17 protein-coding genes are annotated in these 19,259 nt (G+C 49.6%); 13 read left to right on the top strand and 4 right to left on the bottom strand.

The annotated features are described in order from the left end of the window. Positions 1 to 31: 31 nt before the first annotated feature. On the top strand, positions 32 to 1,504 hold the full coding sequence (locus tag GF1_RS08130; RefSeq protein WP_267926030.1) for a conjugal transfer protein TraH: 1,473 nt from the start codon (positions 32 to 34) through the stop codon (positions 1,502 to 1,504). A gap of 235 nt (positions 1,505 to 1,739) precedes the next feature. Here the strand turns inward: GF1_RS08130 and GF1_RS08135 are convergent, their stop codons facing one another. Both GF1_RS08135 and GF1_RS08140 read right to left on the bottom strand, forming a co-directional pair. Then, positions 1,740 to 2,549: a CsgG/HfaB family protein gene (locus GF1_RS08135; protein WP_267926031.1), complete on the bottom strand. Its 810-nt coding sequence runs from the start codon at positions 2,547 to 2,549 to the stop codon at positions 1,740 to 1,742. Between the two features lie 75 nt (positions 2,550 to 2,624). Next, complete coding sequence (locus tag GF1_RS08140; RefSeq protein ID WP_267926032.1) at positions 2,625 to 3,527, bottom strand: PIN domain-containing protein; 903 nt, start codon at positions 3,525 to 3,527, stop codon at positions 2,625 to 2,627. 247 nt (positions 3,528 to 3,774) lie between these two features. Here GF1_RS08140 and GF1_RS08145 point away from each other — a divergent pair, with 247 nt between their 5' ends. Then, positions 3,775 to 8,061: a conjugal transfer protein TraG N-terminal domain-containing protein gene (locus GF1_RS08145; protein WP_267926034.1), complete on the top strand. Its 4,287-nt coding sequence runs from the start codon at positions 3,775 to 3,777 to the stop codon at positions 8,059 to 8,061. A 153-nt stretch (positions 8,062 to 8,214) separates the two neighbouring features. Here the strand turns inward: GF1_RS08145 and ltrA are convergent, their stop codons facing one another. Continuing rightward, entirely contained in the window at positions 8,215 to 9,558 is a 1,344-nt protein-coding gene (gene ltrA / locus GF1_RS08150; protein WP_267926035.1) for a group II intron reverse transcriptase/maturase, read from the bottom strand. A gap of 577 nt (positions 9,559 to 10,135) precedes the next feature. Here ltrA and GF1_RS08155 point away from each other — a divergent pair. From GF1_RS08155 to GF1_RS08175, 6 genes are all read left to right on the top strand, one after another. Continuing rightward, positions 10,136 to 12,040 carry a hypothetical protein gene (locus GF1_RS08155; protein ID WP_267926036.1) on the top strand — a complete coding sequence of 635 codons (1,905 nt, stop codon included), beginning with the start codon at positions 10,136 to 10,138 and terminating at the stop codon, positions 12,038 to 12,040. Beyond that, positions 12,028 to 12,195, top strand: coding sequence for a tetratricopeptide repeat protein (locus GF1_RS16465; RefSeq protein ID WP_353740454.1), 168 nt, complete (start codon positions 12,028 to 12,030; stop codon positions 12,193 to 12,195). The genes GF1_RS08155 and GF1_RS16465 overlap by 13 nt, the downstream gene beginning before the upstream one ends. Beyond that, entirely contained in the window at positions 12,192 to 12,545 is a 354-nt protein-coding gene (locus tag GF1_RS08160) for a PilZ domain-containing protein (RefSeq protein ID WP_267926037.1), read from the top strand. Before GF1_RS16465 ends, GF1_RS08160 begins: the two co-directional genes overlap by 4 nt. A gap of 34 nt (positions 12,546 to 12,579) precedes the next feature. Continuing rightward, positions 12,580 to 12,834: a hypothetical protein gene (locus GF1_RS08165; protein WP_267926038.1), complete on the top strand. Its 255-nt coding sequence runs from the start codon at positions 12,580 to 12,582 to the stop codon at positions 12,832 to 12,834. Between the two features lie 93 nt (positions 12,835 to 12,927). Then, a complete protein-coding gene (locus tag GF1_RS08170) occupies positions 12,928 to 13,302 on the top strand; it encodes a PilZ domain-containing protein (protein ID WP_267926039.1) in 375 nt (124 codons plus the stop codon). A 438-nt stretch (positions 13,303 to 13,740) separates the two neighbouring features. Beyond that, positions 13,741 to 14,193, top strand: coding sequence for a hypothetical protein (locus tag GF1_RS08175; protein WP_267926040.1), 453 nt, complete (start codon positions 13,741 to 13,743; stop codon positions 14,191 to 14,193). On the opposite strand, the gene GF1_RS08180 is transcribed toward GF1_RS08175, so the two are convergent. Further along, on the bottom strand, positions 14,167 to 15,411 hold the full coding sequence (locus tag GF1_RS08180; protein WP_267926041.1) for an ISL3 family transposase: 1,245 nt from the start codon (positions 15,409 to 15,411) through the stop codon (positions 14,167 to 14,169). The two genes, GF1_RS08175 and GF1_RS08180, sit on opposite strands and share 27 nt — an antisense overlap. A 22-nt stretch (positions 15,412 to 15,433) precedes the next feature. On the opposite strand from GF1_RS08180, the gene GF1_RS08185 reads away from it, so the two are divergent. From GF1_RS08185 to GF1_RS08205, 5 genes are all read left to right on the top strand, one after another. Beyond that, complete coding sequence (locus tag GF1_RS08185; RefSeq protein WP_267926042.1) at positions 15,434 to 15,907, top strand: hypothetical protein; 474 nt, start codon at positions 15,434 to 15,436, stop codon at positions 15,905 to 15,907. 226 nt (positions 15,908 to 16,133) lie between these two features. After that, on the top strand, positions 16,134 to 17,492 hold the full coding sequence (locus GF1_RS08190) for an IS5 family transposase (protein WP_267926043.1): 1,359 nt from the start codon (positions 16,134 to 16,136) through the stop codon (positions 17,490 to 17,492). 61 nt (positions 17,493 to 17,553) lie between these two features. Beyond that, a complete protein-coding gene (locus GF1_RS08195) occupies positions 17,554 to 17,829 on the top strand; it encodes a cytoplasmic protein (protein ID WP_267926044.1) in 276 nt (91 codons plus the stop codon). Between the two features lie 59 nt (positions 17,830 to 17,888). Continuing rightward, complete coding sequence (locus GF1_RS08200; RefSeq protein ID WP_267926045.1) at positions 17,889 to 18,365, top strand: hypothetical protein; 477 nt, start codon at positions 17,889 to 17,891, stop codon at positions 18,363 to 18,365. Positions 18,366 to 18,618: 253 nt separating this feature from the next. After that, positions 18,619 to 19,116, top strand: coding sequence for a putative molybdenum carrier protein (locus tag GF1_RS08205; RefSeq protein ID WP_267926046.1), 498 nt, complete (start codon positions 18,619 to 18,621; stop codon positions 19,114 to 19,116). Positions 19,117 to 19,259 lie beyond the last annotated feature (143 nt).

Here is a 19,259-nt window from a genome sequence, read left to right on the forward strand (position 1 = left end):
GGTCTCTCTCGCAGTATTAGGAGGTAACGATATGAAAAAAATCATGAAACGAGCCTTTGCCCTGACCTTGGCGGCAACGCTGCTGCTGCCGGGTTCCGGTCTGGCCGGTGGCTGGGTGGATGACTGGCTTTCCCAGAGCACGACCACTTCCCCGGATTACTTTTCCGGGCAAAAACGCGGCTACTATTCGGCAGGCAGCTTCAATGCCCGCTGGCGCAGCAATGCGGACTATCCCATCACAGTGGAAATGCCCAGGATCAAAAGTGGCTGTGGCGGCATAGATATGTTCATGGGGGGGTTCAGCTTCATGGACTTCGAGTATCTTGTCGAGAAATTTGAACGCATACTGGCAAACGCCGGAGCGGTGGCCTTTGATCTGGCCTTGAAGACCATGTGTGAACCCTGCGCCACCACGGTCAAGGCCATAGACGCCCTGGTCAACCAGCTCAACAGTATGCAGCTCGATGAATGTGCGACAGCCAAAAACATGGTAGCGATCCTGGATGATGGCAGTGGCGGTTTTGCGTCAATGGATGCCATAAGCCAGAATTTGTCCACCGCTCTCAAGGAAAACAAGCTGACCCAGGGCATCGAGGACCTCTATCAGTCCATCACCGAGACAGATCGCGCCAACCAGAATGTTCCGCAACAGGCTGACGTGGAACGTGCCGTGAGTGGCTGCAATGCAGAGATCAAGGAAATCTTCCTGTCTGATCTTGCACCTGGCGGCAGTTCCCTGCTGTACAACCTGGGTGTGGTCAAGATGGGGCTTAACGAACAGTATATTGACCTTATCAGGGGGCTGATAGGTGACATACGCATCGAGGGACCGGAAAAAGCGTTTCTCGTGCATTTTATCTCACCGTGCCCCCAAAATGACCCTGATGACGTGAAATCGTTCATAGATGGCAATGTAGTGGCCCGAAATCAGGCTGGAACCTGTTACCAGATTACCGACGCCAACAGGGACCTGGTGGATTATGTTCAGAGCACTATGGAGAGAGTGGCAAACGGTATTCGCAGTAAATCCGTACCAGCTTCGAACGATCTGGCTTTTATAGAATCCAGCCCCCTGGCGCCGCTGCCGGTACTCAAGGTGGCTGTGTCCACGGAGATGGAATCGTCCACCATTGCCTCCATGAGCGAACTGACCGCCAAAGCCTACACCTTGCAGATTTTCAGTGATCTGTACAGCCGGGCAAACAGGATCATGGAAAAGACAAAAGAGATGATGGGCAAGAAAGCCGTGGCTGCTGCCGGCCAGGATTCGGAAAACTGCACCGCTGCGATATTTGCCGATAATCTTGACAAGCAGGTGTCCGGGATGATGGAAAGCATCAACAAACTGAAATATGCTGCCCGTGACAGCTATACCACCGCTGCAAAGGAGATGACGACAATCATGGATATGTTGAGATACATGCAGCAGGCCGAGTCAAAAGTATATGCCGAGATAACCAGGAGATACGGCAAAGACATTGCCGACAGGGTGAAGGAGTTATAACTTGGTCGTCTCCCGCAATAACCACCCACTGCCCCATTTGTGCAAATTGCAACCTTTAACTCCCGATTTGCACAACTTCCTGTATTTTGGCAGGTGACCGGAAATCTTTGAAACAGTATATTGAGCAACAAAAAAGCCCCGTTATATCCCCTACCTGAAGGAAGGGGTACGGGGCAAGATAGATAAACTTTACCATTTTGCGCGGAAAGCCCCGTCCTCCAGGGCGGGGAGGACGTTAGTCAGTAACTACAGTTTGCCTGACCACGATTTTGTCCGGGGGTACAAGACGCCTGGCAATATCGTAGGAGGCCCGAACCACGATATCACGGGCGACTTCTTCCATAGCTGTACCGGAAAGGCCGCTCAACCCTCCGAAGCCAACACCTCCAGCAACAACTCCGGCTCCAACCCCATAACTGGTCTTTCCGGACTCGGCAGTGTACGTCTTGCTGAAGATCACCTCGCCGGTCTTGACCTCGATTAAACGCACGTCCATACCTAGGGTCGCTTTTTGCTTGGTCTGGCTTATGGCCCCGAGAACAGGGATGAAGCCACCACCCAGGGAACCGCTTTTGTTCTCAAAATTGATGGATGTAACCGATCCCATGACAAGGTAGTCGGCTGCCTCCAGCGATGCGGTCTGCTGAGGGCCTCCGGCCAGAGCCAACTCCTTCTGAACTGCCTCCATTGCTTTCCGGTCAAATATCCTGAAACAGCCTGTGTTTTGAATAGATCCAGTAAACATATCCTGAAGTCCGTCTCCGATCCCCTCAAAGCTGGGGGTGCCTGCAAGCCGTAGCAGGGCAAAAAGACCACTCTGCTGGCTCGCCCCTTTTGATCGACACGCCGCAGCGTCGCAGGAGATATTTCCAATGGATATTTTGATGTTAGACCTGTCCGAACAACTCAACTGCTCGACAGTTCCCTTGTCGTCCACAGCCACTCCAATGGTCCTTTCCTTGACAGCGGTCGGCCCCTGTGTGGAGACGCATCCAGTTACCAGTAAACCGATCATTCCAACTGCTGCAACAATATTTTTTTTCATAGAGCCTCCATAAAAAAAATTCCGACTTCATCTGGAAAAAAACACAAAATTGCAACCCAAGCTATACTCGTCGTTTCAATCATAAACACCAAGAATGATATTATCAGAATCGCTGGTAAAGCTGTCTGACGAGCTACTGTCGCTCTCGATAGAATCATTATTATCGTATGACGTATCACCAGATTTGTAATGGTTAAGTTTAACACCTGTAAAATGCAAGAAAGGGAGTGCAACGAAAATAAGATACATCAAAAAGAGTATAACACCTCCTCCGTCAAAAATAGAGCTTGACAGAAAAAAAACAACAATAATGCTAAAAGCAACCAACTTGGCGACATTAGGGTATTTCCCCCATTTTTCATCTGGATTTCCAGTCAACCACTTGTTATCATTAACCATTAAGTAATCATCCTCAACTTCAGCACCACAAAATCGACATATTTCATCATCAATATCAATCTCAGCCCCGCAGGACCCACAAACTACCTTGTCTCCGATGTCCTCTTGAGAGCAAAACTCTAAAGTGGACGTGGGCTGGACCGGTTCTTTTGACACAGAATAAACCGGAAGCCGATCCATAACTTCCAATCCTATCGCAGCAGCCTTAACCCGGACGTTCGTGTCTCCGGAGACGAAGACGGTTTCCTTGCCTTTGTCATGCAGGGTATAGGCCACGGACAGGATGCGGTTGTCCGGCGAACTCATGTCGAGACCGGGATTGCGCCCCCTGCCGACAAAGATTTTCAGCTTGCCGCCGTTATCAAGTTCCACCCCTTTATTAAGGCTTCCCTTGGATCTCAGAGTATCCAGCAGCCGGATCACCTGCCGGGCGTTTCGGCCCAGATCGTCCTCATTGGATTTGAACCTGTCCAGCTCCTCAATCACCTGCATGGGCAGAACCACGACGTTATCGGGAAAAGAGTTGATGGAGCCTGGATTGTCCAGAAGTACGTTGGTGTCAAGAACATAGTGTTTCATCTTGCCCTCCTCGTGCCTTATGTACCTTTTAATAACCGATGATATATGGGGGCAAACCCAATGTCAAATATCCTACCTTACCTATATATATCATATGATATGGTACAATATGATATCAAGAAAAAAATTCAAAAAAGTTTTCTTTCCTCCACTTTTTTTCCGAAAAAAGGTTCCGCCCCCGGTAAGAGAATATAGAAGATCGTCGCTCCGCCAGGGGCAGGCAACAAAAAGTTCAGGAGATACAAGAATGCCCAGACTTAGGATCAGTTCTTTTCCGGTTCCGACAATGTTGGCCACCTTGCTGATGCTGTTGATCCAGGCCGATCCCGCCCTGGCCCTGCATATGGAATTTTATACTTATGGCGGTTTCGGGCCGGTGACGCAGGCGTTTCGCAAGATCGCCCTGATTTTTACCGATTCGGCCTACCTTGGCCTGTTTTTTACCGTAGTCGTGCTGGGCATTGTCGCGGCGGCATCAGCCTGGACGGTAAAGATGGCCACCGGCGTCAAGATTGTCCCCCTTGTATGGGCAGCCCCCGTGTTGATCGGAGTAGTCATATACCTTGGGCTCTTTGTACCCAAGGGCAGCTTGACAGTTTATGACCCCGTACTCAACAGGTTTGAAACCATCGGCAATATACCCAATAGCATTGTATTTACGGCAGGTACACTAAACACCATCGAGAGGGGATTGGTCGAAATTATAGATACCGCCGGGATTCCAGGAGCAAAGTATCAGGAAAATGCCGGAGGTATTGGTTTCAACGCATTGAAGGCTGCGGGATGGACGGACCTGAAAAACGATTACGCCAAGGCAAGTATGGCCCGGTACATCAGGGATTGTGTCATGTTTGAATTAACCAGGCCAGGCACCACGCTGTCCCTGGATACTCTCAGAAATAACACAACAGACTTTATCCCGGAACTGGAGAAAGCTATCAATCCCTGGATATACACAGTCTATTATGACGCCGCCAACCCGGAAGGCGTTTCCATGACCTGTACTGACGCATGGAACAACATCAAACCCATTTATACTGACCCCAACTTTTACAGCGATGCTATCAAGGCTCTGTGCGGCCAAACGCTGTTTGATCCATCACAGGCATCAGATCTGAACACATGCAAAAATCTGGTCACCAACACCTTGAACGCGACTGTTGGATTGTCGGTTACTCCCGAGAAATTTATCCAGCAAAGGAAACTCTCCGAACTTCTCTATCAGTTCCTTTTTCAGTCTGACTACCAGTTATCCACTCTTCTGGATGCAAACCGCAGGATTACCACTTCCGGGATGGGCATGGGGATCACCATGAATGCCTGGATTCCGATCATGCGGGCGGTCATGACATCCGTGGCAATCGGCCTGATTCCGTTTCTCACTCTGTTCATTCCCACACCCTTGGCAGGAAAAGCCCTGTCTGTCATGGCAGGATTTTTTGTTTTCCTTACCACATGGGGGATCACTGACGCTGTGCTTCATGGTGCGGCCATGGATTTCGCCGTAGATGCCTTCGAGGATATACGGCAGGCCGACCTGGGCGTATATGCCAGCTTCGCGTTCCCTGAAACATCGACCAAAATCCTGGCCATGTTCGGCGTAATCCGTTCGTCCGGTATCATGCTGGCCAGTTTTCTCTCCATGATGCTTATCAGGTTCGGGGGACATGCCCTGGCCATGCTTGCCGGCAATCTGAGTGGAGTAGCCCAACGTGCCGGAGCACAGGCCGGGCATACTGCCCTTACCGGCGAAGGAATGACAGATGCTCTGCAAAAACAGGTCAACACCGCTGCACTGGCAGACGCTATACCGGAACATCGTTTCGATAATCAGGCAGCAGCCAAAGCATGGGCTATACACAAGCAGATAGGACGTGCTGAAGCGGAAATGGCTGCTGTTGATGGCGCTGCAAAGGCGGGGAAACTGCCCGCTGGCATGAGCATGAAAGATCAGGCACGGGCCGTTGCAGCCGGAAAGGGAACTCCGATGGGAACCGAGAGAGGACCTGTAACAGTCTCCACGGGACCTGACGGAAAAACAACTATGATCGCCGGTGAGACTCCGGTTAGCTGGAACTTTGTCCGCTCAGAAACACTCGGTGCGGATGGTTCCGGCAAGGCCACGGAAAAAGGTGCTGCCGGTAGCATCGAGTACGCTGTTGACCAAAATGGCAACTATACTGCAACTTCTGCGTCGGTCAACGGGGTGAATCCAATAAATTTTGCCACATCGTTACAAAAGCAACGTGTTCAGGCTGCCGCGCATAACCTGGCGAGCAACGAAAATTACTCAAACTTGCTCAACCAACTTTCACAGGACAGCCTGACCAGTACTGAAGCTCGTTCCTTCCAGGATCAACTCAAGAATGTTGAGCAGGAAAAATGGAGCCGTGCCGTAGAAGATGGCTCGGCGTTCTCGATGATTAAAAATCAGTCTGTAAGACAGGCACTGGAAGGTCATCTTAAAGCAGGAGGAGGATGGAATTTTCTGGTTAAATTCGACGCAGGAGGAAAAGCAAGTATTACAGCCCAAGGAGAATCCGGTGAAAAAGTGAGTTTCAATGTATCGGAAAAAGAAGCCCAAATGTTTGAGCAACAGCAAATGCGGCTTCGTACCGAAGCTCTCAGTGAAACATTGCAGGATTCCAAAAATCTTTCTTATGCCAGCAATCTTGCCAAAAACATTGGTGCATCTGATGCTCAGTCCTATTTGGAGCAGGCTAAAACCGTAGAGACAGATTCTGCTACTTATGGAGCAAATCTGATGACAGCTTGGGTGAGGAACTACGCTATCAACAGATTTGGTGATGATTCACCGGAAAACATGCGCCGTGCAGTTGACCATTTTAATTTCCTGGCCACCAGGGGCGGTGAATCAGGAGTGGAACAGCTCCGAAAGGACATAAAAGGTTTTGCAAGCGGATATGATGCGTGGGGTGATACATCTGGATTGGTCAATGAAACCATATCCAGCACGAAACAACAATTGGAAGCTGAAAAGGTCGCATTGCAAGACCAGGTAAATCCGGTTGCAGACATTGCAGCGGACAAGGCCGCAGCAATCAACGACAACACTTTTACTGATCCGACGAAAGGAAATCTTCAAGAACCAAGCAGAGATAAAACAATAAAAGCTGCTGATGAAGTCAGAACGTTCAATGAAAAAGAAAAAAATGGTGAAGGACGGATACAAACAAGCATCCCAAATATGACAAAAGAAGGACTAAGTTCTGCTATACAGAATATTACCAGCGAATACATGACAAGCATTAAACGTGATGTTCCAAAACCATTTTCTCCGAAAGACGTAGTAAAAACAACGACTGTTCCACTTGACTTTGATGAAGCGTTGCGTCAAGAAAATTTGCAAACACAGAGTCACCAGCAAAAACAAGATATAACTTCAATACCAGACAATGCGCGGAACATTGCATCTATAAGCGACGGGAAGGTTGAATATACGCAATCTCCTGCCGGAGCCACACCACTGGCTACGGCGACAACATCTTCTTCAGGGCCAGTCACGCCCGAAGAGGATCAGAGCCAGGTAAAAGCCACCATCGCCGCTTCTGCGTCCAACGCTGATACCATGCCAAACAGCCAACCGGTTCAGGCTCCTGAACAGCCTACCGAAGGACCGCAGGGAGCCCTGCCGAACGAACAACCCTATATCGCTCCCCAGGGAACAAAGCAGTCCGGCCAAGCTATTGCCGAACAGTCCCAAAACACCGAACAGCCCAAACAGGAGCAATCTCTGCCGCGTTTCCCTGAGTGGGTTACGCAATACATGGAAAACCGCGCACCCGAAGCAACCGGGCAACCTACGGCTCATGGAGCCACAGGAGACACCGGAACCGGAGCCGGACAGGAACAAGTCATGCCCCATATCACTCCACAGGCAACAAAACAACCTGTTGCTTCGCAAGGTGCAGGGCGATCCGGTCAGGCTTCAGAACAAGCTACAGAAGCCGTACCTGAACAGCCGACCGCGGAACAGGCTTATCTTGCTTCGATAAACGCTGAACAAGGTACAGCAGCTTCCGAGCAGGTAACGAACCAGGGTGCTTCTTTGGAACCACAGCCGGGCGACCAATCTTTTGTCGCTTCGAGGGGGACGGAACAAGCTGCCGAGCCAGTAGGTTCAGGACAACCCGCCAGCTCCGATACCAAGGGAACCGGAGCCGGGCAGGAACAAACCACGAGCGCATCTTCAATGACTGATGGTGCCCAGCAAAATACTCCGACAACAGGAACCTCAGCCCAAGGGCAACCGTCGGAATCACGGTCGGCTGGACAACCACAACCCCATGTAGCTACCCAGGGCACAGAAAAGCCCGAACAGGCACAGACTGCATCTACCCCACCTGAAGGCACACCGGCAATGACGAACATGATGACGGGAGCCAACGGATCGGCTGCTGACCTTGGAACCGCTGGAAACAATATGGAGGCTGGCCCGACCCGACAGCCCGTTACGAGCCAATCCTCGACCCCCGGAACCGCCACTGAATACCAGGGGATCAATGTAGAGTAGAGCGCTGTCAACAATGATCTTCAACGACTATGCCCTGCCGCACGCGGCTACTACATATCAGAGGAGGTCTCATTGCGGACAGCGCCCCCTCGTCGAACCGGACGTGCGGTTTTACCGCATCCGGCTCTCCGATGATCTCTCGCCTCAAGGCATTCACAGGGAGTTGACGGCTCTTTTATGCAGATAGACCAGCCCCTTGGACATAAGCGCCTTGTACAACGACGGTCCATCAAGGTGCCGGCAGTGCCGGTGGCTCCGTGTCCTCATAAAGCGACTGAACCGGGTCTGCACGTACCAATCAATCTTCTTGAACGACACCTTCGGGTATCCGAAGGAAAAGTAGTTGCCCCAGCCAATCAGAAATCGATTGACCTGATCAATTACTTTTTCTACCGGCTCTTGAATCCTGCGAATCGTCAGAGCATGTATCCTCTCCCGCGCCCGTTTCAGGCTCTTGGCAGAAGGGACAATGTTCAAATACCGACCCGCTCCGTACAGACTGCGATCAAAGCGGAACGTAAATCCAAGGAAATCAAAACTACTGCCGGGATCTTTCAAGTTAACTATGGTTGTCTTGTTCCGATTCAGGATCAGGTCGAGTTCCCCCAGCGTCTTGTCAACAAAGGCGTGAATGCGAGGTCCGATGTACCGAGCCATGATAACCCAGTCGTCGGCATATCGTACCAGCCTTGCGTTGGCAAAATTGCGGGGACCTTCCGGGCTGTGAAAGCGTTGGTCGAATTCATGGAGAAAGATGTTGGCCAGCAGAGGCGAGATGACTCCACCCTGTGGCGTACCCTTGCGGGAGCGAGTGATCTTGCGACCGCCCTGCCCATCCTCTTCAACGATATCGCTTTTCAACCACATCCTGATCAGCTTCAAAACGGATCGGTCAGCTATTCGACGCTCCAGGCATTGCATCAGTTTGCCATGGTCAATCGTGTCAAAGTAGCTGCTCAGATCCGCATCCAGGACTTCAGTAAATCCCGCCTTGAGCGCCTGCCGAATCGCGGCGAGAGCATCATGGGCCTTAAGGCCCGGGCGGAATCCGTACGAGCAGTCCTCAAAGTCTGCCTCGAAAATCGGCTCCAGGATCAACAGGACCGCCATCTGTACAACCCGATCCTTGACGGTCGGGATACCCAGCGGACGCATCTTTCCATTCGCCTTTGGGATATAGACCCGTTTTACCGGCATGGGCCGGTAGGTCTTATCCTTCAATTCCTGCTGTATTGTTTGCAGCAGGCCTGCTACACCTTCCGAACTCTCCTTGATGGACGCAAGGCTTACTCCATCCACCCCGGCAGCGCCTCGATTGGCGTAAACCCGGTTCCAGGCACTTTGCAGTACATCTAGGCGATACACCCGGTCGTACAGGGCATAGAATCGAAACTCCGGTTCCTGCTTGGCCTTGTGGCCCAGTTTCTTTCGCAAGAGGGAGACCTTCGGGCTCAGGCCGAACTCCTGCCCTGCCCGTTTATCCGTAGTGGGAGACAAACATGTGTACTCCAAGCGGGACTTCCTCCATTGTCAGAAACACGATCAAAGTCCTGCCCCTTCGCTCCACGGGAGTTACCCCGCTTCAACACTACTATGGGCAGGTCCGACTCCCGGCCGGGACCGCACAGAGGGTTATGCATTCCCCTCCAGCGTTTGGACTCGGGCTATCTGCTGCCCTGCCCGTCCCGCCGGGTCTCCCAGGTTCCCTGGCGCTCCCTTGAGTACATGCCATCTCCAAACACCCCGGGCGGCCCAACGCAACGCTCCTGTTGTCTCATCGCGTCAATGACTGGCTTCCCCATGACCTCGGAGGGTCGCCGCCGCCAAATGTGTAACGAGGCCGAATCGAGTTCACAGATGTTACGGCCTATACTCTATCTGACCTTACGGCCTTTTCCGACCCTGCTTGACGATTCGGGTTACCCCTACACGCCGGGTCGGCGATTTCGCGGTGAACAGGCAATTACCGCGGGTGGCATCGCAGCCACCAGATTCGCCAGAGCTTCGCCTGGCACACGAGGCCGCACCCGGTATTCAACCGGCTGAACAGTCTCATGCAGTTCCGCAGCAAGGTATGGAACAAACAGCACAGGCTCCTGAAACATCCTCGATACCTGAAGGTATGCCGGGCATACCGAATGTCATGATGCCTGCCCATGAACCAGGCACCGCCCAGGTCATGGATGATCAGGTCAGAAACAGAGGAGAACAAGTTGCAGGTGAATCTTTATCGCAAGGAGATACCCAGCAACAGGTTATAGCTACAACCGGCTTCTATAATGTGGAGCATCAAGACAGCATCCAGGAACAGTCTTCCGTTCAGGGACAATCCGTGGCAACACAGCCGGAAGCTCCCCAGCCGGCTGAACAGTCTTATATAGCCCCACAAGGCACTGGCCAGCCAACCCAGAGCATGGAAAACACCCCGGCAACGGCAAGTTACCAGAGAACAGGACAGCCTGCCTGGCCGGCAGGTGCCTCCGCTACAGGTCCCGCTCCGAATGCCGACACCATGGCCGCCAGTCATCAGGCCCAACCCACTGAAGCACAGCAGGAAACCAAACCAACAGGACAATCCTTTGTCTCTTCTCAGGGTTTAGAGCAAACCGGCCAGATTGCCACAGGCCAGGCCCAGGTTTACGCAGCACCCGGACCCCAGGTGGCCGCCAGCGGATTGTCAAGTCCACAACCCCCTGAACAAGCCACAGGCGTTTCCCCTGCAACTGAAGGTGACCAACAAAACATTTCTGGTCAGGCCGATGCGCTGACCACAGGCCAACCGGCTGGACAGTCTTTTGCGGTCAACGAAACAGGACAGCAGGGGCCGATTACCGATCAAGGAGCCGAAAACACCCCAGGACCCCAGCCGGTCGAGCAGCCTTATATAGCTGCCCGTGGTGCGGGACAGGCACAGGGCGAATCCCAGACAGCGGAAACCACTTCAGGCCCGGTCTCGTCCGGGTATTTCAACCTGGAAGACGGATACAGCGCTCCGGAACAGTCGGATGCGCCCCGGTCGTTTGTTCGTTCCGGCTCCGGCTTCAACACTGAAGCCCCTGCCCCAGAGCAAACTGTTGTCCAGGCCGGCGGGACCCCGACGGAGCCTCAGCAAGTTGAACAGCCTTATGTAACCCAACAGGGCATGGAACAACCCGGCCAGGATTTTACAGGACAGCACCAGGGCACCGAACAGCCTGTTGGGGCCATACCGGAACCTCATTCTGGTGACCAACCCTTTGCAGCTCCGCAAGGCGTAGAACAGGCGAGCCAGGTTCAGGAATCCCCTTCAATGCCTGAAGAAGCACCAGTCATGCCGAATGACACGGTATCGTCTCTCCAGGGACCGGATTCCAGCCAAGGCGCAGATTATGGAGCCAACGGAAGCATCATACCGGAAGCTCAGCCGGTCGAGCAGGCCAATGTAATCCCGCAAGAAGGCGGACTGGCTACCCACGTACCTGAACAACCTACAGGAAGCACCCCGGAACCCGAACCGGCTGAACACCAGGTTCAGGCCGTTGAAGATACACAGGCAACGGTGAGCTTTCAGGAGCCGGGACAACCTGCCGAGCCGGTAACTACTCCCGCCGGTAATCCCATGATGGATACTTCTCCTGTTGATATGCCAAACAGCCAGCCGGCTCAAGCTCCTCAACAGACGGTAGAAGAATCGCAGGAACCCCAGCCGGTTGAACAGCCCAATGTCGCCACGCAAGATGATGGGCAAGCTCAGGATGTGTCTTCGGAGCCTGGAGGCCTCCAGGATAAGACTTCAGGAGAAGAAGGATCTCAAGGGTCGGCCATGTCCGGAGAGACACCCAACCAGGAGCAGCAGGCTCCTGTAAAAAAGTCCAAAAGTTCTTCGAGCAAGATGGACGATTTAATGGCTGACATCCTAACACAGGACGATCAACAGGCTACTGAATCCCGACAGGACGCCTTGCCGTCCGAGGAACCCCAGACAAAATTGCCTTCTTAAACGCTGAACAAGGTTTTCCTCGCGCACAATATAACCTTGGAATTTTGCATACAGAAGCTGGCGAGTACGATAAGGCAGCCTATTGGTTTCAGAAAGCTGCTGAACAGGACTTTCGAACGCACAATATTAAAATATTGATTAACACAAATTTATGAACGAACACATTATTGCTTGCAAGGATCGTCGTAAATTCTCAAGGATTAACCTATGCAGCACTGCCGTAATCTATTGTGATGATGGACGCTATAAACTTGTGCTTACAAAAAATTTAATCCTTGGTGGTATATATGTTTTGGGAGAATTTAACATAACAATCGGTGAAATATGTACTATAGAAATATTCGCAAGAGATAAAAATATAATCATTACCATGATGGTTACTGCCGAGGTTGTGCGCAAGGATGATAATGGCCTTGCGCTTAATTTTCTTGAAATGGAACAAGGAACATATAGTCAGCTTCAGGAAATAATCTTGGACAAAGAGCAAGATGACGAGGAATTTTGACAGTTGTGTCTATGTTTTCAAGGAGGTGTAGTTCATGCAGCATTTGAAAAAGAAAATTCAATTGAACTATCGCCCAGGTACCTGGGTGCGTCAATGCGATATTTGCGATTACTTCGTGCCGGACTTTGAGGTCCGCGACAGCCAATCCGGGTCTTTGCAGTTTGAAGGGCGATGCTCGCTTGTCGGCCTCAGGAACGACCGGCGCTTAAGGGTCCAGCCGCATTTCGTTTGCGACCGGTTTAGCAACACCCAGCGCATTGCCAGATTCAACAGGCCCTGGCCCTGTTGAGATTGAAGCTCCCCTGCCGGTCAGGCATGGATCGAATCGTTCCGCCGCAAAAAGGAACAGAAGAAAGAAATAAACAGGTGGGTGTTCCGGTAGATGTCAGACAAAAATACAACCGGCAGAGGACGCCGCAGATTCTCCAGAGTAAATTTCAACCGGCTGGCTCGGCTTTATCTGGGAGGCAGGTGGCACGAATACGCGCAGATTAAAAATCTGAGCCTTGGAGGTGTGTTCATCGAGGGACAGTACGAGGCCGACGTGGGAGAAACCTGCGAGCTGGAATTGTATGAGAATGCCCGCAGTTCAAGCTTGGTTTTGACGCTTACCGCAAGAGTAGTGCGTGTGGATGACGACGGACTGGGACTTGAATTTGTTGATGTGGAGCCGAATACCTATATGTTTCTCCAAACCATAGTTCTATATCATTCAGATGATCCGTATGACATTGCCCTGGAATTTCCTGGTAATTGACACTTTTCCCTTCCCCCTGCCAGAATAATCTCCTTTTTCTCTCAACCAAGAATATCGGGCTTCTCGACGTTTCGTGTGGATTTGGTCAAAATATACCAAATCCACACGAAACGTCGAGAAGCCATTTTTTTTATAATCAGCGTCAAAATAGGTAATTCTACCTATATGAAAAAATCCTGAATTGTGATTAAATGAATGGCTGTTCATTTCCGGAGATAAAATCCGGAAAAGTACCATCCTTAAAGTTGACAGAAGATTAAGCTTACCGCTGGAAAATTTTCCTTATGGCACGTGGTATTAACTCGTTTCGAAGTATTACTCTCATGTTAATGACACCAGATTAAAAAACAAATGGATAGGGGCAGTTTTTTTGTCGGTTGTTACAGATTAGTCAATATATTAGGATAATATATTAATTTGCATTAATAAAGGTACACTATGAAGCATAAGAGAAGGGATAAAGCGGTTTACGATGAAGCAAAAAAATTTCTGATTTCTAATACACCTGATGAAATTACAGAAGAGGTCATTGAATCTTACTTGTCGGTTCCAAGGCCAACACCTGACGCACTATCATTAAATAAAATTTATCACAGGCTCTTGGAATCGGCTCAAAATTCCAATATGAAAACAGGCGTAATTGGTGGCTCGATAGGTGGCGTAGACAATCTTAGGCAGGTTCTATTTGGTTTTGACCCAAACAAGGTGTTGGAGCAATATTCAGATAATGATGAAGAATTGCTTGACAACATCATAAAAACATTAAAACCAAAAGGCAAAATTAGAAGAACCCCAAAAAGCATTTGGCCTAAGTATTGCAAAACTATAATATCTGGAGCTGAATTCTTTTGGCTCTTCGTCATTTCATGTGGATTTCAGCAGGTTCTGTAACGGAGCAGCGAGAAGGTAGATGATGGTAATGAATGTCTCATCGTTTCGGTATCCACGAGCCCGCACCTTGGCGGCCTGGAATATTCCGTTGAGGGCCTCTATGCGTCCATTGCTATGTTCTGATATCCATCTGGCAAGAATCTCCTCCCGGTACTTTTCCACTGTGCGCAGCGCCTTTCTGACCGGAGCCAACAGTTTTTTGTCATCGCAAAGCTCATTGGCCAGATTCAAAAACCAGGTCAGCCGCCATCTGGCCGCCCGCAGATTCGTTGCTCGGCGAACCCAGCGCAGTAGCTCTTTGATGCGCCAGGCTTCGGCTGTGTGCAGGTCCATGGCCTCAAGCTCTGCCAGCGCATCAAGCTGCTTTTCCGTGAGGTCGCTTTCCGCTGCCTTGAGAGTAGCCCATCTCGCAGCCCGGGGCATGCGTACTTCCTTTGCTTCCTTGCGGCGCACCTCGTCCACTGCCTTGCTGAACAGCTGGACCACATGGAACCAGTCCACCGTAATATTGCTGTTGACGAAGTGGGTCTTTATGCCGGAGATGAAGGCTCCGGACATGTCAGAGACCACCTCGACCACATTCTCCGCCTTTCCCTGGTGGTCGGCCAGAAACCGCTTGAATGCCTTCAGTGTCTTTTTGCCCTTGCCGGGAGTGGCAAAGACTACCGGTTTTTCCTTGCGGTCCAAGTCGATGAACACGGTGATGTAACGATGACCGCGACGGGATTTGGTTTCATCCAGGCTGAAGGCTTTCAGGCCGCTCAAGTCCATCCGGGCCAGGGCCTGGTTGACATAGTGACGGATGATCCGCCACAACCGCTTGTCTTTCATCTCCAGAATCCGAGCGGCGGTGAGTACCGGCATATCACGGACAAATACCATGGCCGCCTGCTCGAAAAGCAGGGTAAACTTGCTGCCTTTGCGAGCCCAGGGAACGGTAATCTGTTTCACGCCATGGTGTTCACAACGAATCCTGGGGACAGGGGCGGTGATGTAACAGTGATGTTGGAAAAAATTCAGATGCCGCCATGTCTTCACCTTGAAATCATGAGCCTTGCACATGGCTCCACAGACAGGGCAAGGATACTTCGCCCCTCGGTCGGCCTTGATGGTAAGGCGCAGTTCATGGGGAACCTTCTCCGTGTCCAGAATCTGTCCCTTGATTTCCCAGGGGGCTTCCAGGCCAAGTCCAAGACTGATAACGTCACGACTGTTCATCCTGACACCTCCGACGTTTCGAGTGGATTTGGTCACAAAATATACCAAATCCACTCAAAACGTCGAGGAGCCATTCTTTTCTCAGTTTTCAGACTCCAAAGAATTCCTGGAATGGGTTGACCATTTTTATAAAGACAAGAAATCACTAGCAGCCCTGCCAATGATATTGGAAGCAGAAATTTATGGTATAGGTTTTCCTTTGGCTTGTGATTTTCTTAAAGAGCTTGGCTATATTAATTACGGAAAGCCTGATGTTCATATTATCGAAATTTTTGAGGCAATTGGCCTGGTTGAAAAAGGAGCAAGCAACTATCAAATATTAAAAGCAATTACAAGAATTGCAAAAAATATAAATGTAAGCGTATACAATGTTGACAAATTGTTCTGGCTTATTGGAAGTGGTTATTTTTACAATCATATTCAAGCAGGTAATAAAGGAAAGGTAGGTAGAATGAAGGAAGCATTTATTGAGTATATGAATTCAAAAAATGCATAATCGGATAACCAAGTGTTTTTCTGCCAAAACCCTCACAACACCCTGCGTGACAGCTCCGCCCAAGGCAGTTCTCATTACCTGGAATTCATAGTTAGCAACGAGCAACAATAATTAGTCGGCCTTGAAAAAACCTTAACTTATTGAAATTTTGAATTAATTTTGCTAAATTATATCACCATAAATTGCAGGTTATTGCACTTTTACCCTTCAATTTCTGGTGATTTCCATGCGTCCAAGACTGAGCAATTCAACCCCCCAGGGAGATCTTTTTCGCAGCAGGCTGGAAAATATTCTCGACCGAACTCATGAGCTGTACCGGCTGGCGGAACTGCTCCCCTGGGAAATTTTCGAGAAGGAGTTTGGCACACTGTATTCCGAGAAAAAAGGAAGGCCTGGCATCCCCATTCGATTGCTGGCAGGTTTGACCTACCTGGGTCATGCCTTTGGTCTTTCCGATGAAGAGGTGGTCAGACGCTGGGTGGAAAATCCCTACTGGCAGTTTTTTTGTGGCGAAAGTTATTTCCAGCACCATCTGCCCATAGATCCTTCGTCCATGAGCCGCTGGCGCAAGCGGATAGGCGAAAAAGGTGCTCGGCTCATTTTGAAGGCGACAATAGAGGCAGGTCTTGCAAGCAACTGCATCAAGGATTCCAGCCTGGAACGAGTATCCGTGGATACGACGGTGCAGCGCAAAGCCGTCACCTATCCCACAGATGCCAAATTGTACAATCGTAGCCGTGAAAGGCTGGTCAAGCTTGCCAGGAAATTTGACCTGCCCCTTCGCCAAAGTTATGCCCGATTAGGCCCCAAAGCCCTGCTCAAGGTTGGACGCTACCTGCATGCCCGGCAAATCAAACGAGCCAGGCGTGAGATCAAGCGACTTAAAACCTACCTTGGCCGAGTTTACCGTGACATCAATAGAAAGCTGGAACAACGGGAAGAACTTCGTTCTGTTTTCAAAGAGGAACTGGCCATGGCAGAGCGGTTGCTCTCTCAGGAACGAAAAGACAAGGACAAGCTCTACAGTCTCCATGCCCCGGAGGTTGAATGCATTGCCAAAGGCAAGGCCCATAGAAAGTATGAATTCGGGGTCAAGGTCAGCGTGGCGGTCACGAACCGTGACAACTTTGTTGTAGGCATGCTTGCCGAGCATGGCAACCCCTACGATGGCCACACCTTGGCCAAGGCTCTGGAGCAGGTCCAGGAACTTACCGGCAAGGTGGTCAGGCGATGTTATGTTGATCGTGGCTACCGCGGTCACGGAGTGAACACCACCCAGGTGTTTATCTCCGGCAGAAAGCGCGGGATGACTCCCCAGATGAAAAAGGAGCTCAAGCGACGAAGTGCTATCGAGCCGGTCATTGGCCATATGAAGGCTGATGGCAAGCTGGATCGAAACTACCTGAAAGGAATACTCGGAGATAAAATCAACGCACTGCTTTGCGGAGCTGGACAGAATATCCGTATCCTCCTCAGGAAACTGAGGGAAGAACTGTCTTATTTTTTGTTTGTGTCTCTGTTGAAGAGGTTGGGTCGACTCCATTCATGGAGTCAGCCCTTGGTGACAAGGCTTTTGACGGTCTGAAAATGGGATTTTTCAAGATCGACTAATTAACCATCATATCCACGAAGCTTTAAAAATTTCTATGAATATCAACTTCAAGAAAGTCCATTGGAAATGCGGATGGCATGAAAAGGAAATACGACAAAGTAAAGTATGCGGCTGCTTCCACTGCCTGAGCATATTCCCGCCATCAGAAATTACCATGTGGCTAGATGAGGATGAAAATTGCCCAAGAGGTCCTGGTAAAACAGCGACTTGCCCAAAATGTGGCATAGACAGTGTTTTGCCAGATACTATTGAATACAAAATCACAGAAAAATTATTAAAGGCCATGCAGAAAGAATACTTTAATTATTAAAATAACTGCCGCTGGTTCGTCATGTACGGTTTTTAACTTTATAAGAAAATAAGGATTGCATGAAAAAAAAGATAATCACAAATGGATTTACCTGGATTCCAATGGATAAACGAGTTGACAGGTTTGGATTACCACTTCCACCAAGAAAGCCAGAAAAGAGAAAGCCTTTATTATGGCTGGCTCGCGATGGAAATGAACTCTTTTTGGTAAATAATTCTGGTGAAATTATCAACTTAATAATATCTAATACCGGTGGGTTCACAACTGCTGATAATGATTACTTAACGGTATCTGAAGGTAATGGATACGAATATAACAATGTATTACCAGGGGATGCTGTCAAAGTAGATGAATACGATGGGTTCTATGATTTAGATTATGTGCTTCAAATCACAATCATGTTGCAATCAACCAAACTAGGAAGCATTGAAATTATTCCACCCGCCGAAAAAGGTGGCGTAGGTGAGACCGTTTTACTTTGGGACACGATGGAAAGCGGAAAAAATGTCACCATCAAAAACTGGAAAAAATCATAACGTTGTGATCCATAGACATCGTTTCACGATTTAGGTGGCAGCAGACAGCCTGCAACAGGGCCACGGAAAAAGGTAACAGGCACATATGTTATATAAGCCTGGCGGGCTGCCATTTCTCGCCAATCTCCCTCCCCGCTCCACCAAGCATAATATCTTTACTGGGTTTCTTTTTAGTTTTTGGTATCCATGCCTTTCAACTCTTGGCCACCTTTCCAGCACAGACAGTTTAAACGCAAAAACATGGAGTTCAAAAATGTTAAAAAAAATTATCTCCGGTGGTCAAACCGGAGCCGATATTGCCGCAATTGACGCAGCCATTGAATGTAACTTTTCCTATGGCGGCTGGCTGCCTAAAGGTAGAAAAACAGAAAACGGGCCATTATCAGATAAGTATCAAATGCAGGAAATGACCAGAGGAGGATACCCGAAACGTACCGAACAAAACATCAAAGACTCAAGCGGTACAGTAATCTTTACCCATAGTAAGCTTACCGGCGGTTCAAGGTTAACCGGCAATTTGGCCGAAAGCTGGGGCAAACCCTGGTTGCACATTAATCTAAGTCAGGTTGATAACAAGGAGGCAGTTTCAATACTTTCAAGTTGGATCAAGAAAAATCAAGTTGAGATCTTAAACGTAGCTGGATCTCGCGCAAGCAAAGATCCAGAAATTTACACCAAAGTTTTTGAGATAATAAAAGCTTTACTGGCATCCTCCTCAGTACGTGATAAATGCGCTGAAAAGACAGCATGATTTTACCATTAACATGGTGAAAGTCAGACAAAACATTGCAATATCCACCTGTCATAAAAATTCACTTGGCAGGCGAATATTGCAATATTTTTACTGAATTTTCAATATGTTAATAGCAAAACAGCGATATTTTACAGCACTTT

Origin of the sequence: Desulfolithobacter dissulfuricans, from assembly GCF_025998535.1 — a bacterium.
In the GTDB taxonomy this organism is placed as follows: domain Bacteria; phylum Desulfobacterota; class Desulfobulbia; order Desulfobulbales; family Desulfobulbaceae; genus Desulfolithobacter; species Desulfolithobacter dissulfuricans.